Origin of the sequence: Lacticaseibacillus baoqingensis, assembly GCF_003946165.1 — a bacterium.
Taxonomy (GTDB): domain Bacteria; phylum Bacillota; class Bacilli; order Lactobacillales; family Lactobacillaceae; genus Lacticaseibacillus; species Lacticaseibacillus baoqingensis.
Genome location: NZ_RHOI01000008.1, coordinates 42777 through 68429, shown reverse-complemented (window position 1 = coordinate 68429; position 25653 = coordinate 42777). Strand labels below are relative to the sequence as shown.

At 49.8% G+C, this 25653-nt stretch carries 30 protein-coding genes and 1 tRNA gene; 27 read left to right on the top strand and 4 right to left on the bottom strand.

Annotated features, from left to right (window positions below; genetic code table 11):
• The first annotated feature begins 193 nt into the window (after positions 1-193).
• From liaF to EKM91_RS04925, 3 genes are read left to right on the top strand one after another with little or no spacing between them, the layout of a single operon-like run.
• Positions 194-904 carry a cell wall-active antibiotics response protein LiaF gene (gene liaF / locus EKM91_RS04935; RefSeq protein WP_125750649.1) on the top strand — a complete coding sequence of 237 codons (711 nt, stop codon included), beginning with the start codon at positions 194-196 and terminating at the stop codon, positions 902-904.
• Complete coding sequence (locus EKM91_RS04930) at positions 904-1968, top strand: sensor histidine kinase (protein WP_379896064.1); 1065 nt, start codon at positions 904-906, stop codon at positions 1966-1968. The genes liaF and EKM91_RS04930 overlap by 1 nt, the downstream gene beginning before the upstream one ends.
• The gene (locus EKM91_RS04925) at positions 1961-2605 is read left to right on the top strand and encodes a response regulator (protein WP_125750646.1); all 645 of its coding nucleotides are present in this window, start codon (positions 1961-1963) and stop codon (positions 2603-2605) included. Before EKM91_RS04930 ends, EKM91_RS04925 begins: the two co-directional genes overlap by 8 nt.
• Positions 2606-2748: 143 nt before the next feature.
• Here EKM91_RS04925 and EKM91_RS04920 read toward each other — a convergent pair whose 3' ends face one another.
• Positions 2749-5355, bottom strand: a complete 2607-nt coding sequence (locus tag EKM91_RS04920; protein WP_125750643.1) for a YfhO family protein — start codon at positions 5353-5355, stop codon at positions 2749-2751.
• Positions 5356-5503: 148 nt separating this feature from the next.
• On the opposite strand from EKM91_RS04920, the gene EKM91_RS04915 reads away from it, so the two are divergent.
• From EKM91_RS04915 to EKM91_RS04895, 5 genes are all read left to right on the top strand, one after another.
• Positions 5504-7627, top strand: a complete 2124-nt coding sequence (locus EKM91_RS04915; RefSeq protein WP_125750639.1) for a peptidoglycan D,D-transpeptidase FtsI family protein — start codon at positions 5504-5506, stop codon at positions 7625-7627.
• A 138-nt stretch (positions 7628-7765) separates the two neighbouring features.
• A complete protein-coding gene (locus EKM91_RS04910) occupies positions 7766-8443 on the top strand; it encodes a rhomboid family intramembrane serine protease (RefSeq protein WP_125750635.1) in 678 nt (225 codons plus the stop codon).
• Between the two features lie 28 nt (positions 8444-8471).
• Complete coding sequence (locus tag EKM91_RS04905; protein WP_125750798.1) at positions 8472-8705, top strand: YqgQ family protein; 234 nt, start codon at positions 8472-8474, stop codon at positions 8703-8705.
• Positions 8698-9657, top strand: coding sequence for an ROK family glucokinase (locus EKM91_RS04900; RefSeq protein WP_125750632.1), 960 nt, complete (start codon positions 8698-8700; stop codon positions 9655-9657). The genes EKM91_RS04905 and EKM91_RS04900 overlap by 8 nt, the downstream gene beginning before the upstream one ends.
• 12 nt (positions 9658-9669) lie before the next feature.
• Positions 9670-10080 (top strand): rhodanese-like domain-containing protein, encoded by a 411-nt coding sequence (locus tag EKM91_RS04895; RefSeq protein ID WP_125750629.1) that lies wholly within the window; start codon positions 9670-9672, stop codon positions 10078-10080.
• 112 nt (positions 10081-10192) lie between these two features.
• Here the strand turns inward: EKM91_RS04895 and EKM91_RS04890 are convergent, their stop codons facing one another.
• Positions 10193-10372 (bottom strand): DUF3042 family protein, encoded by a 180-nt coding sequence (locus tag EKM91_RS04890; RefSeq protein ID WP_125750625.1) that lies wholly within the window; start codon positions 10370-10372, stop codon positions 10193-10195.
• Positions 10373-10478: 106 nt separating this feature from the next.
• On the opposite strand from EKM91_RS04890, the gene miaA reads away from it, so the two are divergent.
• From miaA to glnA, 9 genes are all read left to right on the top strand, one after another.
• On the top strand, positions 10479-11405 hold the full coding sequence (gene miaA / locus EKM91_RS04885; protein WP_125750622.1) for a tRNA (adenosine(37)-N6)-dimethylallyltransferase MiaA: 927 nt from the start codon (positions 10479-10481) through the stop codon (positions 11403-11405).
• On the top strand, positions 11405-12667 hold the full coding sequence (locus tag EKM91_RS04880; RefSeq protein ID WP_125750620.1) for a methionine gamma-lyase family protein: 1263 nt from the start codon (positions 11405-11407) through the stop codon (positions 12665-12667). Before miaA ends, EKM91_RS04880 begins: the two co-directional genes overlap by 1 nt.
• Positions 12668-12951: 284 nt before the next feature.
• Positions 12952-13284: a chorismate mutase gene (locus EKM91_RS04875; protein WP_164508458.1), complete on the top strand. Its 333-nt coding sequence runs from the start codon at positions 12952-12954 to the stop codon at positions 13282-13284.
• A gap of 1 nt (position 13285) precedes the next feature.
• Complete coding sequence (gene aroC / locus EKM91_RS04870) at positions 13286-14452, top strand: chorismate synthase (RefSeq protein WP_125750614.1); 1167 nt, start codon at positions 13286-13288, stop codon at positions 14450-14452.
• 9 nt (positions 14453-14461) lie between these two features.
• Positions 14462-15757, top strand: a complete 1296-nt coding sequence (aroA, locus tag EKM91_RS04865) for a 3-phosphoshikimate 1-carboxyvinyltransferase (RefSeq protein ID WP_125750611.1) — start codon at positions 14462-14464, stop codon at positions 15755-15757.
• Positions 15754-16590 (top strand): prephenate dehydrogenase, encoded by an 837-nt coding sequence (locus tag EKM91_RS04860; RefSeq protein ID WP_164508457.1) that lies wholly within the window; start codon positions 15754-15756, stop codon positions 16588-16590. Before aroA ends, EKM91_RS04860 begins: the two co-directional genes overlap by 4 nt.
• Positions 16590-17099 carry a shikimate kinase gene (locus EKM91_RS04855; protein WP_225419450.1) on the top strand — a complete coding sequence of 170 codons (510 nt, stop codon included), beginning with the start codon at positions 16590-16592 and terminating at the stop codon, positions 17097-17099. The genes EKM91_RS04860 and EKM91_RS04855 overlap by 1 nt, the downstream gene beginning before the upstream one ends.
• A 234-nt stretch (positions 17100-17333) precedes the next feature.
• A complete protein-coding gene (locus EKM91_RS04850; protein ID WP_125750605.1) occupies positions 17334-17693 on the top strand; it encodes a MerR family transcriptional regulator in 360 nt (119 codons plus the stop codon).
• Positions 17694-17720: 27 nt separating this feature from the next.
• Positions 17721-19064 carry a type I glutamate--ammonia ligase gene (gene glnA / locus EKM91_RS04845; protein WP_125750602.1) on the top strand — a complete coding sequence of 448 codons (1344 nt, stop codon included), beginning with the start codon at positions 17721-17723 and terminating at the stop codon, positions 19062-19064.
• Positions 19065-19126: 62 nt separating this feature from the next.
• Here glnA and EKM91_RS04840 read toward each other — a convergent pair whose 3' ends face one another.
• On the bottom strand, positions 19127-21508 hold the full coding sequence (locus EKM91_RS04840; RefSeq protein WP_125750599.1) for a Xaa-Pro dipeptidyl-peptidase: 2382 nt from the start codon (positions 21506-21508) through the stop codon (positions 19127-19129).
• A 115-nt stretch (positions 21509-21623) separates the two neighbouring features.
• Between EKM91_RS04840 and EKM91_RS04835 the strand changes: the two genes are divergently transcribed.
• From EKM91_RS04835 to EKM91_RS14165, 3 genes are all read left to right on the top strand, one after another.
• Positions 21624-21697, top strand: a tRNA-Arg gene (locus EKM91_RS04835).
• 2 nt (positions 21698-21699) lie between these two features.
• Positions 21700-21993, top strand: a complete 294-nt coding sequence (locus EKM91_RS13825) for a hypothetical protein (protein ID WP_164508456.1) — start codon at positions 21700-21702, stop codon at positions 21991-21993.
• Between the two features lie 152 nt (positions 21994-22145).
• Positions 22146-22268: a hypothetical protein gene (locus EKM91_RS14165; RefSeq protein ID WP_274379973.1), complete on the top strand. Its 123-nt coding sequence runs from the start codon at positions 22146-22148 to the stop codon at positions 22266-22268.
• A gap of 121 nt (positions 22269-22389) precedes the next feature.
• On the opposite strand, the gene EKM91_RS04830 is transcribed toward EKM91_RS14165, so the two are convergent.
• Positions 22390-22635 carry a hypothetical protein gene (locus EKM91_RS04830; protein ID WP_125750596.1) on the bottom strand — a complete coding sequence of 82 codons (246 nt, stop codon included), beginning with the start codon at positions 22633-22635 and terminating at the stop codon, positions 22390-22392.
• Between the two features lie 229 nt (positions 22636-22864).
• Between EKM91_RS04830 and rplU the strand changes: the two genes are divergently transcribed.
• The 7 genes from rplU to nusB all read left to right on the top strand — a co-directional run bounded on the left by rplU (position 22865) and on the right by nusB (position 25536).
• Positions 22865-23176 carry a 50S ribosomal protein L21 gene (gene rplU, locus EKM91_RS04825; RefSeq protein WP_125750593.1) on the top strand — a complete coding sequence of 104 codons (312 nt, stop codon included), beginning with the start codon at positions 22865-22867 and terminating at the stop codon, positions 23174-23176.
• Positions 23177-23188: 12 nt separating this feature from the next.
• Positions 23189-23533: a ribosomal-processing cysteine protease Prp gene (locus tag EKM91_RS04820; RefSeq protein WP_125750590.1), complete on the top strand. Its 345-nt coding sequence runs from the start codon at positions 23189-23191 to the stop codon at positions 23531-23533.
• Between the two features lie 24 nt (positions 23534-23557).
• Positions 23558-23848, top strand: a complete 291-nt coding sequence (gene rpmA, locus EKM91_RS04815) for a 50S ribosomal protein L27 (protein ID WP_125750587.1) — start codon at positions 23558-23560, stop codon at positions 23846-23848.
• A gap of 37 nt (positions 23849-23885) precedes the next feature.
• Entirely contained in the window at positions 23886-24023 is a 138-nt protein-coding gene (locus EKM91_RS13820; protein WP_164508455.1) for a hypothetical protein, read from the top strand.
• Between the two features lie 63 nt (positions 24024-24086).
• Positions 24087-24644 carry an elongation factor P gene (gene efp / locus EKM91_RS04810; RefSeq protein ID WP_125750584.1) on the top strand — a complete coding sequence of 186 codons (558 nt, stop codon included), beginning with the start codon at positions 24087-24089 and terminating at the stop codon, positions 24642-24644.
• Between the two features lie 55 nt (positions 24645-24699).
• Positions 24700-25134, top strand: a complete 435-nt coding sequence (locus EKM91_RS04805; RefSeq protein WP_125750581.1) for an Asp23/Gls24 family envelope stress response protein — start codon at positions 24700-24702, stop codon at positions 25132-25134.
• Positions 25135-25536 carry a transcription antitermination factor NusB gene (gene nusB / locus EKM91_RS04800; protein WP_125750578.1) on the top strand — a complete coding sequence of 134 codons (402 nt, stop codon included), beginning with the start codon at positions 25135-25137 and terminating at the stop codon, positions 25534-25536.
• Positions 25537-25653: the final 117 nt, after the last annotated feature.

Sequence of the window (25653 nt, the reverse complement as noted above, 5' to 3'; positions counted from 1 at the left end):
CGGCAAGTTGGCGGATCAAGCAGTTAGGTCATAAAATGACCTAACTTTTTTTGTGGTCAAAACGTCATCGAGGCGTTGAGCGGGTGTTGGTATGGCTTGAAAATCATCAGTGCAGGATATCAGTCTTGCGCCCCACGGCAAAGATTCTCGGATAAGGTATAATAACCACAGAATAAAATCAAAGGAGAAACGCATGACGCGACGTTGGCAGTGCTTTTGGCTTGTGGAAGCAGCGTTACTATTGTTATTGTGTTATCAGATCGTGACGAGCCCGCCATTGCTGGTCGGTGTGGTCAGTGGCGTGTTGGCGTTGATTTTAGGCGCACACGTGCATTTTTGGAAGACACTGTGGCTGACGTTTGGCAGTCTCTTGATCGTGATCTCCGTTTTCGTTAATCCCACGGTGTGGATCATGCTTTTTCTGGCAGTGCTTGCCGGAATGCACTTGTTTACTGGCAAGTCGAGTCGAGTAGGTCCTTGGGCGCGGAAGCACTTCATTGCGGTGACGACGCGTGAACCAGGGAAAAAAGCGGGACAACAACATCACCAACCTTGGTTTGGCGACTCGACAGTCGGCCAGACCCAATTTGAATGGGATGATATCAACATGATCGTGGCTGCCGGAGATACCATTATCGATTTGGGCAATACGCTCTTGCCCAAAGGTGACAATACTGTCGTGATCCGCAAAGGCCTTGGCAAGACCCGCGTGTTGGTGCCTGTCGGGGTGGGGATCGCGATCGATCATGCCGCTGTGATCGGGACCTTAAGCGTCAACGGTCAAGAACTTCCCTTGAGAAACGAACATATCACCTATTATAGCGACGAATACGACACTGCGACCCGCCGGATCCATCTCTTGACGAATGTTGTGGTCGGTGATGTGGAGGTGTTGGCGGTATGATCAAAGGTCAGCGAGTGGCATGGCAGTTTTTTTGCTTGTTTGGCTTAGTGGGGTTATTAGAAAGCGGACTCGTGTTCATGGTCAACTATCCCACTAAGCGTCATTTTGGGGAGACGTTGTTGGCAACTGTGTTTTCTGCGCCATTAGTGACTTATTTGATCGGTGGGGCGATCGTCATTGCCGGTGTCGCGACGATCATGAGTTATGGCGTTGCTCGACGGCAGCACAATCAGTTGACCAAACGCTTGGCTGCCTTGACTGCTGGTCAAATGGAGGCGCCGATCTTAGCTCGGCAAGGACAAGCAACCACACTTTTAGGTGCAGATGTTGCGGATATGCTTGAAGCCTTGCGCCAAAAAATGATACGCTTACAACGTGAGATCGAACGGTACAGTAACACGCCGGTACTAGTCGCTGGCGAAACGAAAGAAGAAATTTTGACGCAAGAGCGGCATCGCTTGGCGCGTGAATTACATGATTCTGTCTCCCAGCAGTTGTTTGCCGCGATGATGATGCTATCGGCTTTGCGCAGTGTGATGAGTCAACAGTCTCCTGACGATCCGCAACTCAAGCAATTGACCACGATCGAAGGCGTGATCAATGAGGCACAAGCTGAGATGCGGGCGCTTTTGTTGCATCTGCGGCCGACGACGCTTGAAGGAAAGTCGTTACGCGATGGGATCATCGCACTATTGCAAGAGTTGCAAACTAAGATCAAGATCGAGATCTCTTGGGAGTTGGCAGATGTTCAGCTGGGTGCGGCGATCGAAGATAATTTGTTTCGGATCGTTCAAGAATTATTGTCCAACACCTTGCGCCATGCCAAGGCGCACAGTCTTGAAGTGTATTTGAAGCCGGTGGCGAATCACGTCGTCTTGCGTGTGATCGACGATGGCGTCGGTTTTGACCCGCAAACAGAAAACACCACAGGCAGTTATGGGTTGTCAAATATCCAAGAGCGAGCAGCCAGTTTGGGCGGCACGGCAAAGGTGATCAGTTTTCCAAATCAAGGGACGAGTGTGGAAGTGCGTGTTCCAATAACAAAGGAAGTTGCAGATGATTAAGGTATTGATTGTAGACGATCATGAAATGGTACGGTTAGGGATCTCCACTTACCTTGGCGTCCAGCCAGATCTTGAAGTGGTCGCTCAGGCCACAGATGGGCAACAAGGGTTGGATATGGCTTTGGCATTGCGGCCTGATGTGATCTTGATGGATCTGGTCATGCCGAATATGGATGGCATCGAATCGACAAAACGTATTTTGAAGGCCTGGCCAAAAGCACGTATCATTATCCTGACAAGCTTTATCGATGATGAGAAGGTCTATCCTGCCATCGAAGCCGGGGCAGCGTCATACATATTGAAAACTGCTACCGCAGAAGAAATCGCCAATGCGATTCGGCAAACCGCTAAAGGGGAATCCGTCTTGGAACCTCAGGTGACGACCAAGATGATGAATCGGCTAACGCAAAAGCAGCAGCCGGCATTGTATGATGATTTGACCAATCGTGAGCGGGAGGTATTGCAACTGATCGCGCAAGGCAAATCCAATCAAGAAATCGCGACGGCACTCTTTATCACGCTAAAAACCGTTAAGACCCATGTGTCGAATATTTTGGCAAAATTAGAAGTAGAAGATCGCACCCAAGCGGCGATCTATGCGTTTAAGCATGACTTGGTCAAAGATGATCAAGCGTGACTGCCGCAAACTGCTCGGCCAGCCGTGATGAGCGGTGAAATTCTGATTGACTGAAACCATACAAATAAGCCGTGTGACCGGATCTGGATCGGTGCACGGCTTATTTTTGGGTTGGGATATCGGTCAGGCGACTTTTTGGTTGATCAAGCGTGCCGGCGGCTGTGGCGGCCGGTTGGGGTCAACACCCACCACAATAGGCGTAAGCAGATACTGATCAGGGTGATCAACAAGCCCCACCACAAAAAAGGCGGGGTGTAGCGCATGGAAAGCGTGTGTTGGCCGCGTTTTAACGGTAAAGCCATAAATAGTCCTAGTGCGGTTTTCGGTTTCACAGGGTGGCCATCGACACTAACCGTCCAGCCAGCCACATTGGGGATGCTGGTCATCAACACTTGATGGGGTGCTTCAATTGAGATGCTGCCAGTCAAACTGCGATCGGTGCGCTCCTTGATGTGCAACGGCGATTGTTTGAGCTGAGTCAGCTTGGCACTGACGGCAGCTTGATTCAGTCGATACAACAAGAGCTGGCCGAAATCAGCAGAATCTTTCAACAAGGTGAAAGTCAAGGTCTGCTTTTCGTGTGGGGACGTTGGGGTCACATTCAACAGCAGCGGGTCCCGGAACGTGTCGTAAATTGGCACATTGCGGCCATTTTGAGTCAATGACACGACATTGTCAGTAAACGTGGCAGGAATTTGTAAGTAATAGGGGTCGGTGGTATTGGCTGTAAACGTATAAGTCACAGTTGCCAAGCCGCTACCCTTTTTTTTGACCACAGCCCCATTCCACCTGGCCTCTTTTAGGGTTGGCGGCGTTAAGCTCTCTTTAGCAAATAGGGTTTGGAAATCATCCCCAGTCAGTCCGCATAATAAGAGTTCTTGATTAACTACGGGCATCCCATCGATGAAATTCGTTTTTAAGATCGCCTGGTCGGCGGCAAAGCCAAGGCCTAACGCATATGGATTGGTGTACACATTGAAGTCTGCCGTTTCACCGCTTTGGCCGTAGCGCTGCAAGTCCGGTCTGGCTGAAACTTGAGGTAAGAAAACATGGCGTTTTGTCGTTAGTTTAGGATCCAACCAATATTTCAGATCTAAAAAGGCGTCTGTGATCTCAGTGCCATTAGTGTAGGCCACAAACCCATCACCAGCGGCTTGGCCCAGCTGACCGAAAAGTTTGGGCACACTGGGTTCAAACATTGAGTTGAACTGATCCGTGCCGAGATAATCAACTTGCATCGCATCATTTTTAGTGCGCAATACGGTTTTGCCAATGCGATAAGTGCCGGTATGTTGCGCTTGGATCTGGTTGACGCCAGTGCGTAAGGCTTCTGTGTAAGTGTGGTAATCAAAATGGCTGACGTAGCTCAACTGATTCAGGGTCAAAACAGCATTGCTGGCACTTTCGGCGATCAGTAAAACCATGAATAGTAATGGGGTAAAGCGGTGTGCGTCACTGCGGATCGACAACAATACCAGGGCAAAAAAAGCGAATAAGCAGGTGGTCAAGATCTGGCCGTTGCTTAAGTAGCTAAAGCTTTTTAAGTGTAACCAGACATAACTGCCGCAAGCGACGATCAACCCTAAAGCAATGAACATTTGCCACCAGTTGATGCCTTCAGGCAACAGCAGCAAGGCTCTGGTCGCTAACACTAAGAGCCAAAAACAAACGACATAAGAGAAGCGATAAGGGTACCACACCGGAAATTGCAGACCATGCCAGAGCAAATCGAGGGGTTCTACCATCATGGATAGCGTCAAAAAAATCGTCCAGAAACCGGCAAAAAGCCGTTCCCGCCAAGGAATCTTGGCGAGTAAGAAAAACAAGATCACGCCGATCATAGCCAAACTGCCGACAAAAAGATTGGGCTGGCCATTAGGCATTTGATCAAAGTTGAAAGCACCGGTGAAGAATTTCCCGATAATTTTGACTGGCGAGTATTCAAAGCGCCAATGTAGTTTGGTGACTGTGTAGGTGCCTTTAGAGCGGGTAAGTTGAAAAAGCGTGGGCAACAAGACGACCGCAGCTGAGCCAGCCGCTAACAGGCTGGCGTAAACAAAACGCCAACTCACTTGCCAAGCGCTGCGCCAATGATGTTGATCGCGACATAAAACGTAGCCCCAATAACCGCATACAAACAAGCAGGTCATGTAAGCCATGTAGTAATTCGTGATCATGCTGACGGTCAACCAGGTGATAAACATGGTGGGTTGCCGATGGGTGCTGAGGCGATCAAGGCCAGCGGCGATCAGCGGCAAACAGATCACCGCATCAAACCACATCAAGTTCAATTGGTTGGCTAACATCCAACCGCTCAAGGCATAGGTCAATCCCCACCCTGGCAGCCATAAGCCTTGCCAGCCGTGCTGCTTCAAGTAATACGCCATTGCCAAACTGGCACAGGCGTACTTGGCCAGCGTGATCACGACGATCGCCACATCGAGCAGCGATTTAGGAAACAGGCAGACAATCAGATTAAACGGGCTGAACAAATAGTAGGCAAAAACCCCATACATGTCACCGCCCAAGTCTTTATTAAAGGCGTAAAACAATTGACCAGGATGGCCGAGCACGGTTTGTCTAAAATAGCTGTAAAAATCGATATATTGTTGTCCCATGTCCACAGTCAACAAGCTGCTGTTGCCGAAGGGATAAACGCCGCGTCCAATAAAATAAATCCCCATCACCAGGATCGGCAGGAAAAACGCCGCGGCTAATGCGTGGTGAGACAAAGGGCGATAAATACGCATAAGGCCTCCAAGATTGCTTAGGGTCAGTTCCCCTAAAACGTTAACTTTACTATATCATAACCGCAGAATCATGGCGTTGTGGAGGGCTTTTTGCTACACTCATAGGTGATGACAATCAGTAACATGACAGTTAAGGGGTTTTTGACCGGTGAAATACATTCGTACACCAAAGCCAAAACGGGTAAAATCACACATTCCGTTTCGACTTAATTTATTATTCTTCTTCGTTTTCTTGTTGCTTGCCGCGTTGGTGGGACAACTTGCCTATTTACAGATCCTGAATGGCAGCCGGTTTGCCGCAGAAGTTGACCGTACCGACCAAACGGTGGTCACAGGATCCGTGCCGCGGGGAATGATCTATGACAGCCAAGGGCGCGCATTGGTGACCAACAAGGCCAACAATGCGATCACCTACACGAAAAGCCTCGATGCAACGGCAGAGTCGATGTACCATACGGCCAATCGTTTGGCCCGGTATATCACGATGTCAACAGACGGGCTGCAAAAGCGTGACTATGCGGATTATTACCTCGCTGACACCCAAGCTGCCAAAGCTGTAACTAAAGCGTTGCCCGCGGCGCAACAAAAAACGACTTCAGACAGCAAGTTATATAAATATCAAGTTGCCTATGTTGAAAAGCATCTGCCTGAATATACCGATAAACAAAAACAAGCGATCGCGATTTACAAGATCATGAATGGCGCGACGGCGTTGACCACAGTTTATATCAAAAATGCTGACGTTAGCGAAACCGAAAGTGCTACAGTCGGTGAGAACTTGACGGCAATGTCTGGCGTCAATTTAGGGACTGATTGGGAACGCTCATATCCCAACGGAGACTCCATGACCAGTGTCTTGGGCACCGTATCTTCAACGAAATCCGGATTGCCGTCTGATGGGTTAAAGGCGTATTTGGCAAATGGCTATGCGCGCAATGACCGAGTGGGTATTTCTTACTTGGAAAAAGCCTACGAAAATGTCTTAAAAGGGGCCAAGAGCCGCACCCAAGTTGAATTAGGCACGAATAATCAAATCGAAAAGCAAGTGCAGACCTTTAAGGGGCAGCAAGGCGGCAACTTGAATTTAACCATTGATTCTGCTTATCAAACTAAAGTTGAAGCCATTTTAAAATCGACGTTTAGTTCTGCGCTTTCTAGCGGCGCCGCGGCGCATTCTGATGGTGCCTATGCGGTGGCAATGAATCCTAAAACCGGGGCGATTTTGGCCTTGGCAGGCGTGGCTCATAATGCCAAAACGGGTAAGATCAATGATGATGCCTTAGGGGTTTTGAACCGCTCATTTGCAATGGGGTCTGCGGTGAAGCCGGCGATGGTGTTAGGCGCTTTGCAAGACGGGGTGATCACCGTCAACGATAATACCCAAAGTGATGATCCAATTTATCTCCCTTCAACGCCAGTGAAGAAGTCAGTTTATCCAGTCGGCACATTCGGGTCGCTGAATGCCACCACTGCATTACAAGTTTCCAGTAACATCTACATGATGCGCTTGGCAATGAAAGAAGGCCACGCGCAATATGTCGCCCATACCGCTATGACGATGGATAATGATATTTTTACCAAAATGCGGCGTTATTTCTCCGAGTTTGGTTTAGGCCAAACCACTGGTGTGGACCTGCCTGGTGAAGTCAAAGGCCAGTCTGGGGCAACGATGACTAATGGGTCGCTGGCAGTGGGCTCAGCATTAGACCTTTCGTATGGGAACTACGATACCTATACGTTGATGCAAATGGCTCAGTATGTCTCGACGGTTGCCAATAACGGGTATCGGATGAAACCATATATCGTCAAGAGCATCAGCCAAACTCTCAGCGACGGCAGCAATGGGCCAACGTTGACGACGACTAGTCCGACGGTGCAAGCCAAAATTCCTAATACCCAAGCGCAGATCGATCTGGTCAAACAAGGGATGTGGCAAGTGGTACATGGCACGAATGGTTGGACCACAGCGACGAATTTGAACACATTAAATCCCGGCGTCGCGGCCAAAACTGGGACGGCGCAGACGTTTACGCGTGCAGATCCGACTAATCCAAGTTCTGAGCTGTTAGAAACAACCACGTTAAGCTTTGTTGGGTTCGCCCCAGCAAAAGATCCGCAAATCGCGATCGCAGTGGTTGTACCTAACTTGACCACGGACAGCAGTGAGTTCAATTTGACGATCGGCAAGCAGATGATCAGCGATTATTATGCCCTACACAACATCAAGGGCAATAGTGGCTACAGCGCCCATCAAAGCAGTATCAACGGCTAGGCATAGCGCTTAAAAAATGCTACACTAGCTGTTGAATGTTGGCATAGCCAACAGCAGTTTTGTACTTGTTTGCGGGCAATCACACACCAACAACAGGTTCGCCTGTTGTTTTTTTTGTCGGATGGAAAGGAGACTGGCATGCACAACCCATATTGGCGGAGCAGGTTGGCCAATACACCAATCGTGACTTATGTATTGCTTGCTATCACCGTTGCAGTTTTTATTGGCGAAACGCTGATGGGTGGCAGTACCAATAATTTGGTATTAGTTGCTTTTGGCGCCCGGTGGAATCCGTTGATCGTTGCTGGTCAATGGTGGCGGTTCGTCACGCCGGCATTTGTGCATATCGGCTGGATGCACATCATCGTGAATGGGATCTCCTTATATTACCTAGGGGCAATTTGCGAACGCATCTTTGGTCATTGGCGGTTTGCGGTCATTTATTTAGTCTCAGCGATTGCTGGCAACGTTGCGGGCTATGTTTTTGCACCGGATTCACTTTCGGCTGGGGCTTCCACTGCAATTTTTGGATTGATGGGCGCATTTTTAATGCTTGGCGATAGTTTTCGCGATAATGCGATGGTGCGTCTTTTGAGCCAACAGTTTGCGATGCTGGCGGTGATCAACTTGGTATTCAATCTCTTTTCCAGCGGTGTCGATATCACCGGGCATATCGGCGGTTTACTAGGCGGCTTTTTAGTGGCTGGTGCCGTGGGTGCCCCACAGTTAGGGCAGATGAGCAAAGCTAGACAGATCATTATGGCTGTTGTGTTGGTTTTTGCACTCATGGCGCTATTGTTGCTAGGTCGGCATTAAAAGGGGTGAGTGACGCGTGTATCCAGAAATTCGTACATTTTATGATGTGCTGCAGCTGTTAAAGCGTTTTGGCACTTTCATTCACCTGGGTGATCGTCTTTGGGACATTGAATTAGCCGCTGTGGAAGTCGACCGCCTGCATGAATTGCGGTTGATTCCAGATCAGGAATACGCAACGGCGAAGATTGTCTTGCGACATGCTCATGAACAAGAAGCAAAACATCCACTAAATTCAGACCTACGGAGGAATCAAGATGACTGACAAGAAGTTATTAGGCGTCGATCTTGGCGGCACGACGGCCAAGTTTGCGATCCTGACTCAAGACGGGGAGATCCAGCAACGCTGGAGTATCGATACCAACATTTTGGATGAAGGACGACACATTATCCCTGATATCATCGCATCGATCCAAGATCATTTGCAGTTGTACCACATGGATGCCCAAGATTTTCAAGGAATCGGCATGGGGACACCAGGAACGGTCGATACCAAAGCCGGAACTGTGATCGGCGCATATAACTTAAACTGGAAGACCCTCCAACAGCCAAAACGTGACATTGAAGCTGCGACGGGCATTCCGTTTGCCATCGACAATGACGTCAATGTTGCCGCAATGGGCGAACAGTGGAAAGGCGCTGGTGAGGCTGCTGACAACGTGACCTTAGTGGCCTTAGGGACTGGCATCGGCGGCGGGATCATTGCCGACGGGCATCTGTTACATGGTGTCGCCGGTTCTGCAGGCGAAATCGGGCATGTCACGGTAGATCCCAATGGGTACTTATGTACTTGTGGCAAAAAAGGCTGTCTAGAAACCATTGCCAGTGCGACTGGGGTCGTGCGGGTGGCCCGCGACATGGCAGAAGAGTATGCTGGTGATTCGCAGTTAAAGCAAACGCTTGACGATGGTGATGAGATCTCCAGCAAGATCGTGTTCGATTGTGCCAAGGCAGGCGACAAATTGGCGCTGATGATCGTCGATCGGGTCAGCTATTTCTTAGGTTTGGGTCTAGGCAATATTGGCAATATCTTGAACCCAGAATATATCTTGATCGGCGGCGGCGTTAGTGCCGCTGGAGATTTCTTATTGACCCGCGTTGATAAGTATTTCAAACAATTCACTTTTCCAAATGTTCGCGAAACGACTAAGTTGCGGTTAGCCACTTTGGGCAATACAGCTGGGGTCATCGGTGCAGCAAGTTTGGCGCGGCGGTAAGGAGGCCACAGCATGTTAAGTTTCTTATTGATCCTGATCGGGGCAGGGCTTTTGGCTTGGGCACTCAATTGGCTATGGGTGTGGTACCGCAAGTCACAGCTAAAAGCAATTGGCGGCGAAATTGAACCGGATGAGTTTGAAGCGACCATGCGCAAGGCTCAGATCATCGACTTACGAGAGAAGAAAGATTTTGATGCGGGCCATATCTTAGGGGCTCGCAATATGCCATACTCCGTTTTGAAAGAACGGATGACGGAATTGCGTCCTGATTTGCCAGTCTATCTTTATGATGCTGCCGGTGAATTGTCTGTGCGTGCCGCTGGCAGATTAAAAAAAGCCGGCTTCACCAAAGTCAACTTCTTGAAAAAAGGCTATCAAAACTGGTCTGGCAAAACGAAGAAGAAGAAGTCCTTTGAGGCTTGAGTTTTTTCATGGCTAAGACAATGCGTGGTTAGCTGAGTGTTTTGATAAATGCAATATGCTACAAAAAACAAGGCTAGGTCCAGTAAATGGCCTAGCCTTGTTTTTTGTTGTGTTAGCCTTGATGAGCAGAGTGGCGTTTGCGGTTTGCTTTTCGCCGGTTATCGTTGATTTCTTCCACTTTGGTTTCAACGGGCTCGATATACGACTTTTTGAAGGCAACAACGCTTCCGCAAACCGCGCTGACCGTCATCAAGGTCCCGAGGAAGAAGCCTTTAGCAAATTTATGTTTCATGAATTTTCCCTCCAGATACTGAACTTTGTCGCTAATTTCATTATACTATAGAACGGGTTTCACAACAAAAAGTGACCCTTAACTGCCAACCAGTAAGGAGGACGTCATGCAACGGCAAATATTGATCATCGGCGGGCCAACGGCAGTGGGCAAAACCGCATTGTCTGTTCGGCTAGCCCAAGCGCTCAAAGGGGAGATCGTCAATGCTGACGCCTATCAGATCTATCGCGGCATGGATATCGGCACAGCTAAAGCGACCCTCGCTGAACGCGGCGGAGTCCCGCACCATTTACTGGATATTGTCACCCCCGGCACCCCATACACGGTGGCACAATTTAAGCAGCAAGCAATGGCAGTCATTGCTGAGATCCAGCAGCGCGGGCATTTGCCGATCGTTGTCGGCGGTACCGGGTTTTACCTCAATGCTTTGCGGCTAGGATTGCCTTTAGGCGGCGAAGCGCCGCCGAGCGCGTACCGAAAGACGCTGCAAAAAGAGCTGGTTAGCAATGGTCCCGACTGGCTGTGGCAACGGTTGCAAGCGCAAGACCCCAAAGCCGCTAGCCAGATTCCGGTAGGGAATAGCCGGCGGGTGATCAGGGCATTAGAAGTGATCGCACTGACGGGGCGGCGGTTTTCCCAGCAGCCGGCACCTAAGCCAGTTTATGATGCGTTGATCTTGGGATTGACCACTGATCGCGCGCAGTTATATAGGCGGATCAATGCACGCGTAGAGGCCATGGTTCAAGGCGGGTTAGTCGCTGAAGTCAAACGCGTGGTTGCCCAAGCCGGGCCACAGGCGCAAGCACTCAAAGCGATCGGCTATAAAGAATTGTTGCCGTATTTTGCTGGGGAAGCGTCCCTAGAGACGTGCATTGCGTTAGTGCAGCAGCATTCGCGGCAGTATGCCAAGCGCCAGCTGACCTATTTTCGCCACCAGATGCCGACGCAGTGGTTCGACTTGATCGCACAGCCGCAACAGTACCAAGACATATTGAACCGAGTGACTCAGTGGTATAACAAAGGAGTTTTATGATGAGTTGGAAAAATGACTATGATCCAAAATTAATCGCCTTAGTCGATCAAATCGACAAGCAAATCGCACCGCGGCTTGCGCAGATCGATGCGCAGATCGTTGAGAATGAAGCCAAAGTATTGGCTAGTTTTCAGGCCCATCATGTGGCTGAAAGTGATTTGAATGGCACGACTGGATACGGGCATAACGATGAAGGCCGAGATAAACTGGAGGCCATTTACGCTGAAGTATTAGGCGGTGAAGATGCGTTAGTTCGGCCGCAGTTTGTTTCTGGGACGCATGCGATCGGTGTTGGTTTGTTAGGCTTAGTGCGGCCAGGCGATGAGATCTTATACATTACGGGTAAGCCATACGATACGTTGCAAGAGGTGTTGGGCTTGGCGGGCAATGGGGTCGGCAGTCCTAAAGAATACGGGATCAATGTCGATTATGTTGACCTGTTGCCAAATGGCGAAGCCGATTTACCTGCGATCAAAGCACGTTTGCGCCCAGCGACAAAAGTCGTCGCGATCCAACGCTCGCGCGGATATGCGACTCGTGAATCGTTTACCGTCGCCAAGATCCAAGCCATGATCCAAGCGGTACGTGCAGTGATGCCTGATGTGTGGATCTTCGTGGATAATGCTTATGGCGAATTTTCCGAAACCAAGGAGCCGTTGGATGTCGGGGCAGATTTGATGGCAGGGTCCTTGTTTAAAAATGCCGGTGGCGGTTATGCGAAGACTGGCGGTTATTTAGTTGGTCGGCAAGATTTGATCCAACGCGTGAGTTACCGCTTCACCGTCCCGGGTATCGGGGGCGAAGAAGGGGCGACAGGAACGGCTTTGCGAGATATGTACCAAGGGTTTTTTGTTTCGCCGCAAACCACTGGTAATGCGATCAAAGGGGCGATCTTTGAGTCAGCATTGTTAGACGCTTTGGGGCTGACCGTCAGTCCTAAGTGGGATGCACCGCGGACTGATCTCATTCAAACGGTCAATTTTGGTAACCCAGAGGACATGATCAAGTTTGCTGAGGCGGTCCAGCGCCACTCACCAGTCGATTCATTTGTTACCCCGATCCCAGAACAAATGGCCGGCTACGAAGACCAAGTGATCATGGCTGGCGGGTCGTTTATTGCCGGCTCAACCGTTGAATTTTCCGGTGACGGTCCTTTGCGGCCGCCATATACGTTATATATGCAAGGCGGGTTGACCTTTGCGCATGTCAAATTGGCCATTATTGGGGCCGCGCAAGAAACGTTTTTTGGAAAACAAGATTAATCTTTGCTGTGAGCATTGACACCTTACTGTGAGAATGGTTTAATAATTACAACATTCAACGGGAGGATATCGATATGCGCATGAGCTTTTGGCAATTTGAATATTATTACTATGCACAAGCACACTAATTCGCTCGTTATCACGGGCGTTCATCGTCCGTGTCCGACTGCGCATAGTCTATTCACTTGCCAGCTAGACACGCTGTCTAGCGCATATTGTTTATCGCCAACTAGGCAGAGTCCTAGTTGGCTTTTTTTGTACCCAGTATGAAAGGATGGTCCCAAATGACCCAATTACAACATCGATGGCAACATGAACTGGCACAGTTACCGCAAGATCAAGCCCTAGCAGTCGTCCGCAAAGAGGTGACTGCGATCGATCATCAGTTGATCAGGCTGTTACAGCAGCGTTTTGAAGCGGTCAAAGCAATTGGTGCGATCAAAGCCCAACAAGCCCAGCCGGTGCGTGATTTCCAACGCGAAGATGCGGTATTAGCTGATGTGGTGGGCCAGTTGAGCGACCCGGCTTTGGCAGCACATTTCCAAGCAATTTTTACCACAATCATGCAAGAGTCGCGGCGTGTCCAGACCAGCCAACGCGAAGAAGGAGTGAAATAAGATGGAATTTATGACAGCAGGTGAATCACATGGGCCACAGTTGACCGGGGTGATCACCGGGATCCCTGCCGGTTTGGCCATCGATGTGACAAGCATCAATGACGCCTTAGCTAAACGCCAAGGCGGATATGGACGCGGGGCACGCCAAAAGATCGAACATGATCAAGTCCAGATCGTTGGGGGTGTGCGCCATGGGGTGACATTAGGCGGCCCGATCGCATTGGTAATCGTTAATCGTGACCACGATCATTGGCAAGCTATCATGGACCCTGTTGCCAAAGCCAACCCGGAGAATACGCTGCGGCAAGTGCAGCGGCCGCGCGCTGGTCATGCTGATTTGGTCGGCGGCCAAAAATATGGCCATCGCGACCTGCGAAATGTACTGGAACGTTCATCAGCTCGAGAGACTGCGATGAAAGTCGCCATCGGTGCAGTGTGTGAGCAATTATTAGCCGCGTTGGGGATCCATTTGGTGGGGTATGTGCAAAGTGTTGGCGCACACGATGGCGGTCGCATTGAAACTGATGACGTGACGGCGATCAAAGCAGCAGTGAACGCTAATGATCTGCGCGTTCTTGATGCGAATCGAGTTTCGGCGATCCATGCGGCAATCGATGACGCGCGCCATGCAGGCGATACCCTCGGGGGCACTGTGCGCGTCGTCGCCAACGGCTTGCCTGCAGGAATTGGCAGCTATACGACTGCTCCTGCTAAGCTGGACGGGCAAATTGCTGCGGCTGTCATGAGCGTCAATGCGATCAAAGGCGTTGCTTTTGGGGATGGCTTTGCGGTTGCTGATCGGCCGGGCAGTACGGTGATGGATGCCATCACTTGGGACGCAGATCATGGTTATCAGCGTGCCAGCAACCACCTGGGCGGTTTGGAAGGCGGAATGACGAATGGGATGCCGCTGGTTGTGACTGCCGCGATGAAACCGATCCCGACTTTATATCATCCTTTGCCGAGTGTGAACATTGAGACTAAAGCAGTATCATTAGCCAATGTCGAGCGTTCCGATACGACGGCGATCGTGCCGGCTTCAATCGTGGTTGAAATGGCAGTAGCGATTGCCTTGACACAAGCATTGTGTGCGCAATTTGACGATAGTAATTTTGCACGAATGAAAGCACAAGTCGCTGCTTATCGTGAGGAATTGCGGCGCTTTTAGGAGGAGCCTATGACGGTTTTAACAGCAGCACCTGCAACCGGTTTACATGGTCATGTCCGTGTCCCAGGTGATAAAAGTATTTCACACCGGGCTTTGATGCTTGGGGCATTGGCAAAAGGAACGACCACGATCACAAATTTCTTGTCCTCAGCGGATTGCCTGAGCACCTTGGAGGCGTTGCGCGCCTTGGGGGTACCGATCACATACACTGAGCAACAAGTGACAGTTCACGGCGGTGGACGCTTAAAACCAGCACATGTGGCCTTGAATATGAATAATGCTGGGACAGCCACGCGCTTGCTGATGGGATTATTGGCCGCGCAACCTTTTACCAGTTGCCTGGTGGGGGATGCTTCTTTGAGTAAAAGACCCATGCGGCGGGTCAGCCAGCCGCTGGCGGCGATGGGTGCGGCGATCGACTTAGATGCTGGTCATTTGCCAGCGGTGATCACTGGCCGCCCATTAAAAGCGATCGATTATACCTTACCGGTAGCCAGTGCACAGGTGAAAAGTGCGATTTTGTTGGCTGGACTGCAGGCTGCCGGCACAACCATCGTGCGAGAGGCCTTACCCACGCGCGATCACACGGAACGCATGCTGAAAGCGTTTGGGGTGCGGTTAACCGTCAGTGCCGATCGGCAAACGATTGCCTTACCTGGAGGGCAACCGTTGATCGCGACGCCGGTTGCGGTTCCTGGTGACATGTCCAGCGCTGCATTTTTCATTGCCGCGGCAACCATTGTGCCTAATTCCCACATTCGGCTGCCACAAGTGGGCATCAATCCTACCAGGACTGGCTTTTTGCAGATCGTTAGACGAATGGGTGGCAATATTAAGGTAACGCCGCTTGAATCTGCCGGGGAGCCTCTAGCCGATCTAGAGGTGACTGATACGAAACTGCAGCCGATTGATTTAGCGGCTGCAGATATTCCTGCCGTCATTGATGAGCTGCCGCTGGTCGCGTTGTTAGCCGCGCATGCTAACGGCGTCAGTCATATCCATGGGGCTGAAGAATTGCGTGTAAAAGAAACAGATCGGATCCAAACAATCGTTAGCGAATTACGCAAATTAGGCGTGGCAATCGAAGCGTATGCAGATGGCTTTGTGATTGATGGCCGCAAAACTTCGCCGATCACCGATGCGCATGTTGACAGTCATGGTGATCATCGCATCGCCATGATGCTGGCAGTCGCAGCGTTAGTTGCCGACGCACCGTTGGAATTGCATGATGCAGCAGCGATGACGGTGTCTTATCCTGATTTTTTGACTGATCTTGAAAGACTATGCAAAGGAGATTTAAGATGAGTCGAATTTTAATCTGTGGCTTAGGGATGATGGCGGGTGCATGGGTCCGGTGTCTAAACCGGGCGGAACATACTTTGATCGGGTATGATGTCGATCCTGTCGTGCGTCAAGCCGCATTAGCCGAAAAATGGGTCGATTCGGTGATTGCGACCTTTCCTGAAGAAAAAGTAACCGTCGATGTCATCGTTTTAGCGATGCCAGTCGATGGGATTATCACCACCTTGCACACTTTGCAACATCTGCATGTACCAGCAACGACGCTGGTGACGGATATCGGCAGCGTGAAGCAACCCGTCATGGCAGCAGCTGAACCATTGATCGCCCAAGGCGTGCCATTTGTTGGGGGCCATCCAATGGTCGGCAGTGAGCACAACGGCTGGCAAGCATCAAGCTTAGTCGAATTGAGCAATCAGCCGTATTTTACGGTGGCTTCAGCGGAGACGGCACCAGCAGTCGCGCGCTTGCAAGCATTGTTACAAGCTAAGCCAAAGTTTGTGGCGATCTCAGCAGCTGCTCATGATGCATTGATGGCACAACTGAGTCATGCCCCCCATGTGGTGGCAAGTGCACTGGTCAATGCCACACGCTTGCCCCCCCAACAACTACAATTGGCGGCTGGCGGTTTTCGTGATACGACTCGCATTGCGATGGCTGACCCACTGGTATGGGCAGCAATTTGTACGACCAACAAAACTGCAATAGCCGCACAAGTGCAAATGGTGCAAACTGAGCTTGCCCAGTTTCAAGCACTGTTAGCGCTGGATGAGCCGCAACAGCTGGCTGCATGGTTCAAGCAAGCACAAACGCGGCGACAAGAACTGGAGGAGTGCTGATGAATGTCGTTTTGATCGGTTTTATGGGAACAGGCAAATCAACGATCGGGCGCGGCTTAGCCAAACGCTTGGCACTTACCCACGTTGATTTGGATGAATTGATCGTCCAACAATCAGGGTGCAGTATTCCTGAGATCTTTGCGCGCAGCGGAGAGCTTGGATTTCGACAACGAGAAACCGCGTGCTTGAAAGCGGCAATGGCGCGATCAGGCGTATTATCGACTGGCGGTGGTACCGCAGTACAAGCGGCCAACCGTGCCGTGTTGATGGCGGCAAAAACGCCAGTCGTCTGGTTGACTGCCACACCTGAAACCGTCTTGAAGCGGATCGGTGATGATCCGAATCGCCCACTGGGGCGGCCAGATCAATTGGCGACGCTGCTGGCAGAACGGACGCAGGCATACCAAGCGGTGGCGGATTTGATCATCCATACAGATGATGAGACGCCAGTGACGCTCATCGACCAGATCGCCTTTTGGCTGACGGCTCAGCAACAAACGCAAGCGTAGGCTCGAAGGTCTTGATTGACGCTCAAGCAGGAGCATGATTGCCTGCTTGAGCGTTTTTAGCTTCTCAAAGAATTGGTGACATGCGGGTCAATTCAGCCTTGCTCAGGTGGTCTAGATGAATGAAAACGCTTAATTAACATTTTTTTAGATAGATGTTATGTTAAGTGACATTGACCGTTGACGCATTTAATTCCGGTTGTTAGTATGAACACTGTTATGAAAGGGGCCTTGTTTATGCCAGATATCGGCGATTTAAGAACTAGGTGTGTTTTGCCAATTGGTACAGTGATCCAATTGACAGACCTCACCGCGCGTCAGATCCGGTATTATGAGGCTCAAGATCTGGTCCATCCTGAACGGACGGCAGGCAATCACCGGATGTATTCGTTGAATCATATCGACACGCTTTTGGAGATCAAAAGCCAATTGGCTGACGGCTTCAGCCTCGCTGATATTAAACAGCTGATGCATCCGCGTCACCGTGAGCCTAATAGTGACGAAGAAGTGCGGCAGATGCTCAGAGATGAACTGATGAACCAGAGTCGCTTGAACCAAGGAAGCAAGCTACGACAGGGATTCGGTTTCCGGCCGTAACACTATTTGAAAAGGAGCCCGATTAGTATGGCAAAGAAGACGATCACCGCCGAAGAGATCCGGCAAAGTGTCAAAGAAGAAAACGTTAAGTTCCTCCGGTTAATGTTCACTGATGTTAATGGGATCATCAAAAATGTTGAAGTTCCAGTTTCGCAACTTGAAAAGGTCTTGACTAATAAGATTGCCTTTGACGGTTCATCGATCGATGGATTCGTGCGTATCGAAGAAAGCGATATGCGCTTGTATCCAGATTTCGACACCTGGTTGTTGTTCCCATGGGGCAATGAGCATGGGAAAGTGGCGCGCTTAATTTGTTCAGTACATAAGTCAGACGGGACGCCATTTGCTGGCGACCCGCGGAACAATTTGATCCGTGTTGTCGATAAGATGAAGAAAGCCGGTTTTTCAGCCTTCAATATTGGTCCTGAACCAGAATTTTTCTTGTTCAAGTTGGATGAGAATGGTCAACCGACGACCAAACTGAACGATAAGGGTTCTTATTTTGATTTTGCCCCACTGGATCTTGGCGAAAATTGCCGGCGTGATATTGTGTTGGAACTTGAAAAAATGGGCTTTGAAGTGGAAGCTTCTCACCATGAAGTGGCTCCTGGCCAACATGAAATCGACTTTAAATATGCGGATGCTTTGGCGGCAGCGGACAATATCCAGACCTTCAAATTAGTGGTCAAGTCCATCGCCCGTAAATATGGGTTGTATGCGACCTTTATGCCAAAGCCGTTGCAAGGGATCAACGGCAGCGGGATGCATATCAATATGTCCTTATTTACCGACGAAAAGAACAATGCGTTCTTCTCTGAAACTGGCGACGACCAATTGAGCGAAACTGCGATGCACTTTTTAGCCGGGTTGTTGGAACATGCACGGGGATTGACTGCGATCAACAACCCGACTGTTAATTCCTACAAGCGGTTGGTTCCTGGGTTTGAAGCGCCAGTTTACATCGCATGGTCCGGCACCAACCGCAGCCCGTTGATCCGGGTCCCGCAATCTCGCGGCTTGTCTACTCGGCTGGAATTGCGCAGTGTCGATCCCACCGCTAATCCGTATTTGGCGATCGCAGCGATCCTTGAAGCCGGCTTGGATGGCGTTAGCAACGGCTTGACACCTGAAGATGCCATCGATCGCAACATCTATCGGATGCAAGATACCGAACGTAAAGCCAACCACATTCAAGATCTGCCTTCTACGCTGCATAACGCGTTAAAAGACTTAAGCAAAGATCCTGTGATCAAAGGCGCCTTGGGCGAGCACTTGTACCAGAGCTTCAAGGATTCCAAGAACTTGGAATGGGCGGCATATCGTCAAAGTGTTTCCGAATGGGAGCGCGATCAGTACTTGGAACTTTACTAATTCCTTTTCAAAAAAAAGCTCGCCATATCGTGGCGAGCTTTTTTGATGCTGATAACGGATGACTATACGTGTAATGGCAAGATCAGTTGACTGTTTGCCAAGTCGAGATGATAATTGACGACTGCCACAGGGCGAAGTGTTTGTGCCATATCCGCGCCATGGATAACCAATGCCAGCTGGCGATCAGCTGGTAAGCAGTAATGGGTCGGCTGCAAATCAAAATCCACTACGAATGGTTGGCCTGGCGTGATGGGTCTTGTGGTGTACGCATTGGTCGGGTTTTGTAAGTTGAGATGTCCATAGCTGATCAGCTTGCTGGCGGTAGGATGTGTATCCAGTCCAAATTCAACGATGTCTTGGGTCTTGAAGTCATAACCCAGCTGATCACCATTGCGCAAAACGAGCGAAGCGTTAGGGGTGAAACGGTTTGCAGTGCCTAAATCGATCAGCCGGGCACTTAAGATCGCAGCAGGGGCGTCGATCCACAACTTTAAGGTGACGTGTGGGGTACCTTCCAGCGTGAGCGGTTGGGTTTGGTGAGGCAAGGTCAGCCATAACCGACTATCCGCATAAGCGCTATTTGGCACAATGATCGCCTTTTCAAAGCTTGCCGAGTCGTCTTGTTCTTGTGCAAATGTGGCGGTGGCATTATCCGCAAAGCTGGCACGGGAATATGCAAACTCAGCGGCTAAGTTCAGCTTTTGTTGTGGTTGGTTCGCAGCGTCAAAGTCATCTTCAGTGTGCCAAGTTTCAGGCACCAAATTATCCTGGACTGTGACGTTAGGCAATTGTTCCGGGGCATGATTGGCCACACCAAGCAGCTCAAAACTGAGCCACAAATTCATCATATCCGTAAAGTCTAGGGAACGGACATTATCGAGGTAAACATGCTGCCCTTGATGTAAAAACAGCTTCTTGTGGATCGGCAAAGGCCGCATGGCTTGCCAGAGCTTGATCACGTTAGCCGGTTTGACGTTGGTGTCATTTAAGCCATGGACGCACACCACGTCGCAGCGGATATTTTTGACTTGGTTGCGATAATTGCGTTCATCCCACCACGTATTATAATCACCTGTGACGCGGTCTTGACCGGCTTGGATCGCCGCTAAACTTTTCTGCCAGGCGGTATTTAGGTGAATCATTTCGCCTGCAGATTTAAGCCGCGAGAAAGTATCGACCGCTAACACGTCTGCATCTTCGCCTTGAAAGCCGCCTGGAGCAACTACCAGGCCATTTTCGCGATAATAATCGTACCAACTGGAGATCGCAGATTCGCTGATCACGGTTTTTAACCCGTCAACGCCGCTGGTAGCCGCAGCAATCGCCAATGTGCCCAGATACGACTTGCCTGTCATGGCGATCTTACCGTTGCACCACCAGGCTTTAATGGCAGTCGTGCCTTGGCGATCTGTAAATGCGCGGCGCTTGCCGGCCAACCACTCGATCACCGCGACAGCGCTGGCTGTTTCACTGCGGCCGCCGATACTGCGCAGCCCATCGGAACCTAATGTGCCAACGCCACCAGAATAAACCGTCGCAAAACCGCGAGCGAGAAAATAGTCGTTTAACGCATAGATCCCATTTTCGCTGCCATAAACAGCTGCGTGGGTGGTTTCAGCAGTTTGCGGCCGTTTTGGCAGCGAAGGCAGCGGCGTTTCATGGTAAGTCACGTCTGCTAGCTGATGGCTGGCCGTTTTCACGGCCAATTGTGAATCTGGCACATGGGTTGCCTCTGCAACCGGGTTGGTCCCGTGAAAATAGGGATCAGCCGTAAACAATACAGGCATTTTCAAGCCGCTGTCGGTGGCTTGAGGGCGGAAGATCGTGGCTTCTAATAAGTCGCGCTGCCCGTCTTGATCGGTATCCATATCAGATTCGATCCAGACCACTTCGCGATGGACGTGGTGCACGTCAAAAACCGGTTGGCTTTTCCCATTAAAAAAGAGATAATGCGGCTGTGCTTCTGATTGTGGTGCTTGAAAAAATCCGCGATTAGCCAAATCGTCTAAGTAAGTGACCAGCTTCGGTGTGCGGGTATTTAATAATAGGTATAAAGCCGTCAAAAAGTCGGCAGTCGTTTGGATATCTGCGGCGATCGTGGGTAATTTAGCCGCGTGCATGGTTTGCAAACTTTGCGTCAATTCCTTGACACTAGGTGCAAATCCTAATAATTGTAAGGCGACGGCATAGAAGGTCTCGCGTGGCCAAACCACAGGCTTTGCAGCTAACCATTGGTCCAGTGTCTGATCCGGCGTGATGGCAATGCGCGCTAAGGCATCAGCGCGGGCTTGAGCAGTGAGCGCTTCAGGAAAAAGCAGCGGTAAGTTGCGCTGTGCCGACTCCACTAAGGTATGATTCACATCGGTATCAAAGCCGATCGCGGCTAGCTCGGCGAACTGAGCGCTAGCGGCAGGAGTGAGCCGGGCAAATTGATTTAATTTCAAATGATGACCTCGTTTCTTGGTTGCGTTTTATTTAGTGTAGCCGCGATCGTCAAGGGGCGCAAGGGCAGTCGTTGACACCGTGCACCCCGTTCTTTATAATTAATTGGTTCCCAATGTACCAGTAGCTCAGTTGGATAGAGCAATGGTCTTCTAAACCATCGGTCGCGAGTTCGAATCTCGCCTGGTACATTTTGAGTCCGTTTTTTGGTTTCATTCAAGCGCTGGAAAGCCTGGTATTAGGGCATTCTGGCGCTTTTTATTATGGCCTCAAAGGCCTCAATCTTGATCTTTCAGGAGACGCTGCGCATGATGTGCGAGCAAGCGTTTATTGGCATTTCGCAAGTTTGGCAAAAAAGTGCATGTTCACGGGCTTTGTAGTGCCTGATTGTAACAGCTTAGCAACTTGTGCCAATAATGAAAACGGTTATTTAGTGATAATCTTCGTTTACATGGAACAAATGACTAGTACAGTCAAACAGAAGTGATTATTTAATTGAAGAGATACCGGTTACCGAAATAGGCTGACTTATTTTGACAAAACCGTCAAATTAGCGTTTGACAAACTTACAAAATGATAGTATAGTAGACTCATCGCTACCAGAAGACCATTCAGATGTTATCGAATGGAGGTAATTTTATGAAATATCGGATTCAATTAGACACAGTCACCCAGCAGTTCATCGCGATCGATGTCCACGACCAGCAACATCAGGGTATGGGCCGCACGATCGAGCAAGCGGTGGCACAACTCGAACGATAAGTTTAACGCTAGGCGCTTGCCTAGCGTTTTTGTTTTGGTTTATACTAAAAGTCCTTGGCAGGGGCGGGCCCGAGAACTCTTCGGGCCGTTTTTTTTGCAAAAAAAAGCCAGCCGCAGCTGACTAATGCGTATGTCTTAAGTAGTAGCGCAGACCGAAAAGCCCAACAATAACTAAAATGACCCAAAGTAAGTATAAAATCATAAACGCACTGTGCCAGGTAAAAAACTTACCGGCAATGAGGACCAAAATCAGTCCAACGATGGCCACAGCGACAATGTTCAGCGGTCGGGGGATGCGCGCAATGATCGTGATCAATAAGCCGCCAGTGATCAGGAAGATCAAAAGATCAATGAGTACGATTAACATGGTGAGCCTCCTCATGGCCAAAAGTATACCTGACAATATATTCAGCGACAAGCGTGAAATCGCGATAATCAGAGTCGATGGTTGCACCGAGGCGGCTTTTTTGATACAATCAATCCGTTGTATTTGTCACCCCTCATCTGCAACCGCACAACGTTAGGTTTCCAAGCATAGCGCCTAACTTGGCGAGTACTCAGGGGAATTAGCCTACGGGCAACAGGAGGTGCACAAGATGTACGCAATTATCAAGACTGGCGGTAAGCAATACAAAGCTGAAGTCGGCGAAGCACTTTACGTCGAGAAGCTCGATGCAGAACAAGGTGCGACCGTTACCTTTGATCAGGTGATCCTGGTCGCAGGTGAAGGCGACGCTAAGATCGGCACACCAACGATCGACGGCGCAACCGTTACTGGTAAGGTTGAGAAGCAAGGCCGTGAAAAGAAGGTTGTTACCTACAAGTACAAGCCTAAGAAGCATTCTCACCAAAAGAAGGGTCACCGCCAACCTTATACCAAGGTTGTCATCGACGCGATCAACGCTTAATCGGCAAAATACATGATCAAAGCACGTTTTACCCGCGATGTGCGGGGTAACTTAGTCCGTTTTGCCATGACCGGCCATGCTGATTCTGGTGCATACGGCCAAGACATCGTTTGTGCGGCAGTTTCTGCCGTTTCCATTGGTGCCGTTAATGGGATCGAAGCCCTTGCTGGTTTTGCGCCTGATGTCGATGCTGATGAGGTCAATGGTGGTCATTTAGTGGTCACAGTTGATCAAGCCCAAACTGGTGAAAGCCAGCACATCGCGCAGATCCTGTTGGAAAACCTTTTGTTATCCATGCAGAGTATCGCAGAATCGTATGGCGATTATGTTCAGATCGAAACTTCTAATCAATCCTAATTCTACATTCGGAGGTGTATCCACATGTTAAAGATGAATTTGCAGTTCTTCTCTCACCATAAGGGGGGCGGCTCGACTTCCAACGGCCGTAACTCCGCGGGTCGTCGTTTAGGTGCTAAGCGTGCCGATGGCCAAACCGTATTGGCAGGGAACATCTTGTATCGCCAACGCGGCACAAAGATCCATCCGGGTCTGAACGTCGGTATCGGCGGCGATGATACTCTTTTTGCTAAGGCTGATGGCGTCGTTAAGTTCGAACGTCTCGGTCGCGACAAGAAGCAAGTATCTGTTTATCCAGCTGCTAAGGCTGAATAATCTTGGAACGCTCCGGCGACGGAGCGTTTTTTTGTCTATGTTTGACAACGTGGCGCGCCTAGTATTGCTAGGCACTGGAGGTGTCCGTATCGAAAATTCAGTTTTGATCACGGCAGACGACCCGATCGTCTTGACGTCGCAAGCCCCGCCGACGAATTTTGGCGTGCGGGTTTAACTTGCGTGGGTCACACCTGCTTGATATAGTTAATCTTGTACGAGACAATAATGGAGGAAACACATGATTTCTGTTAACGATTTTAAAAATGGTTTGACTATCGAAGTCGATCATGACTTATGGCGCATTGTCGAATTTCAACATGTGAAGCCAGGCAAGGGTTCTGCCTTCGTACGTTCCACTTTGAAGAATCTGCGCACTGGTGCGGTGCAGGAAAAGACATTCCGTTCAACCGAAAAAGTTGAAAAAGCGCAGATCGACACCAAGACCATGCAATACCTATATGCTGATGGCGATTCTTACGTCTTCATGGATACGGAAACCTATGAGCAATTAACGTTGCCAGGCGATTCGATCCGTGAGCAACTGAAGTATATGAAGGAAAACATGGAAGTCAAGATCATCATGCACGGTGCAGAGACATTAGGCGTTGAAGTACCGAACACGGTGAACCTGGCTGTCAAAGCAACCGAACCTGGGATCCGCGGCAATACGTCTTCTGGCGGCTCTAAGCCGGCAACGATGGAGACGGGCTTGGTGGTTCAAGTACCATTTTTCGTTAATGAAGGTGATGTGTTGACGATCAACACGCAAGACGGGACATATATTTCCCGGGCCTAGAGACGTTGAGGTTACTGTAGACACGAACACGAACAGTTTTCAAGGAGGCTGCCACATGGCTGAAGAAACAAATATCATACTTGCTAACCGTACAGATGCCCAAGGGACGATTGAGATTGTCCCAGAAGTTTTAGAAGTGATTTTGGGAATCGCTGCGGTACAAGTCGATGGGGTCTACCAGATGCGCGGCAGCCTGGCCAGCACCATCAATGCGTGGTTTGGTCGAGCCAACCACGGTAAAGGGGTCGAACTGACCGTTGATGGCGATCAGCTTAAAGCAGATGTATATGTCTACTTGAACTATGGCGTGGCCGTACCTAAAGTAGCTTTAGCGATGCAAGAACAATTGCGTGAACAGTTGCTGTACATGACTGACTTGACGTTAGATACGGTCAATGTCCATGTTGTAGGTGTCGTTCCAGAAAAAGCGCCTAAAATTGATCCCAATGATTTGTTCAAAGATGATAACGAAACCGAGGATGACGACTAAATGTTAGGCAGACACGAGATCCGTGAGGCGGCATTCAAAGCATTGTTTGCACTGAATGCTAACCCCGAAGCTGACCGCGAGGCGGTTTATGCCGATGCATTGCCTCAAGACATTGAAACGCCAGCTTACATGATTGAGTTGGTAGATGGTGTGTTGGCGCATCAAGCAGAATTGGATGCGGCCATCAGCGGCAAGCTAAAGGCGGGTTGGCGCTTGGAGCGGCTAACCAAACCAGACTTGATCATGCTTCGGTTAGGCTTGTATGAGATCCAATATGAGGCATTGCCTGACAAAGTTGCGATCAACGAAGCAATTGAATTGGCAAAAAAATATTCCGACGAGCAAGCAGCAAAATTCATCAATGGGATTTTAGCTCATTTCGTCAAACCGGATCAAAATTGATCCCTTAAGCCGGGGCGCCTTGCGCAACCGGCTTTTCGTATTTATAGGATGATACTAGATTATTGTTACTGTATAATTGCATAATTGATAACAGGGCTTTCCCCGAGGAGGAGATTT

Excerpts from the sequence above, each read along its gene's own strand:
- rplU (WP_125750593.1), top strand. The coding sequence starts at position 22,865 with ATGTACGCAATTATCAAGACTGGCGGTAAGCAATACAAAGCTGAAGTC.
- EKM91_RS04805 (WP_125750581.1), top strand. The coding sequence starts at position 24,700 with ATGGCTGAAGAAACAAATATCATACTTGCTAACCGTACAGATGCCCAA.
- rpmA (WP_125750587.1), top strand. The coding sequence starts at position 23,558 with ATGTTAAAGATGAATTTGCAGTTCTTCTCTCACCATAAGGGGGGCGGC.
- efp (WP_125750584.1), top strand. The coding sequence starts at position 24,087 with ATGATTTCTGTTAACGATTTTAAAAATGGTTTGACTATCGAAGTCGAT.
- EKM91_RS14165 (WP_274379973.1), top strand. The coding sequence starts at position 22,146 with ATGAAATATCGGATTCAATTAGACACAGTCACCCAGCAGTTCATCGCG.
- EKM91_RS13820 (WP_164508455.1), top strand. The coding sequence starts at position 23,886 with ATGTTTGACAACGTGGCGCGCCTAGTATTGCTAGGCACTGGAGGTGTC.
- glnA (WP_125750602.1), top strand. The coding sequence starts at position 17,721 with ATGGCAAAGAAGACGATCACCGCCGAAGAGATCCGGCAAAGTGTCAAA.
- EKM91_RS04820 (WP_125750590.1), top strand. The coding sequence starts at position 23,189 with ATGATCAAAGCACGTTTTACCCGCGATGTGCGGGGTAACTTAGTCCGT.
- EKM91_RS04910 (WP_125750635.1), top strand. The coding sequence starts at position 7,766 with ATGCACAACCCATATTGGCGGAGCAGGTTGGCCAATACACCAATCGTG.
- EKM91_RS04855 (WP_225419450.1), top strand. The coding sequence starts at position 16,590 with ATGAATGTCGTTTTGATCGGTTTTATGGGAACAGGCAAATCAACGATC.
- EKM91_RS04890 (WP_125750625.1), bottom strand. The coding sequence starts at position 10,372 with ATGAAACATAAATTTGCTAAAGGCTTCTTCCTCGGGACCTTGATGACG.
- aroC (WP_125750614.1), top strand. The coding sequence starts at position 13,286 with ATGGAATTTATGACAGCAGGTGAATCACATGGGCCACAGTTGACCGGG.
- EKM91_RS04880 (WP_125750620.1), top strand. The coding sequence starts at position 11,405 with ATGAGTTGGAAAAATGACTATGATCCAAAATTAATCGCCTTAGTCGAT.
- EKM91_RS04900 (WP_125750632.1), top strand. The coding sequence starts at position 8,698 with ATGACTGACAAGAAGTTATTAGGCGTCGATCTTGGCGGCACGACGGCC.
- EKM91_RS04925 (WP_125750646.1), top strand. The coding sequence starts at position 1,961 with ATGATTAAGGTATTGATTGTAGACGATCATGAAATGGTACGGTTAGGG.
- EKM91_RS04875 (WP_164508458.1), top strand. The coding sequence starts at position 12,952 with ATGACCCAATTACAACATCGATGGCAACATGAACTGGCACAGTTACCG.
- EKM91_RS04830 (WP_125750596.1), bottom strand. The coding sequence starts at position 22,635 with ATGTTAATCGTACTCATTGATCTTTTGATCTTCCTGATCACTGGCGGC.
- EKM91_RS04920 (WP_125750643.1), bottom strand. The coding sequence starts at position 5,355 with ATGCGTATTTATCGCCCTTTGTCTCACCACGCATTAGCCGCGGCGTTT.
- EKM91_RS04895 (WP_125750629.1), top strand. The coding sequence starts at position 9,670 with ATGTTAAGTTTCTTATTGATCCTGATCGGGGCAGGGCTTTTGGCTTGG.
- EKM91_RS04850 (WP_125750605.1), top strand. The coding sequence starts at position 17,334 with ATGCCAGATATCGGCGATTTAAGAACTAGGTGTGTTTTGCCAATTGGT.
- nusB (WP_125750578.1), top strand. The coding sequence starts at position 25,135 with ATGTTAGGCAGACACGAGATCCGTGAGGCGGCATTCAAAGCATTGTTT.
- miaA (WP_125750622.1), top strand. The coding sequence starts at position 10,479 with ATGCAACGGCAAATATTGATCATCGGCGGGCCAACGGCAGTGGGCAAA.
- aroA (WP_125750611.1), top strand. The coding sequence starts at position 14,462 with ATGACGGTTTTAACAGCAGCACCTGCAACCGGTTTACATGGTCATGTC.
- EKM91_RS04860 (WP_164508457.1), top strand. The coding sequence starts at position 15,754 with ATGAGTCGAATTTTAATCTGTGGCTTAGGGATGATGGCGGGTGCATGG.
- liaF (WP_125750649.1), top strand. The coding sequence starts at position 194 with ATGACGCGACGTTGGCAGTGCTTTTGGCTTGTGGAAGCAGCGTTACTA.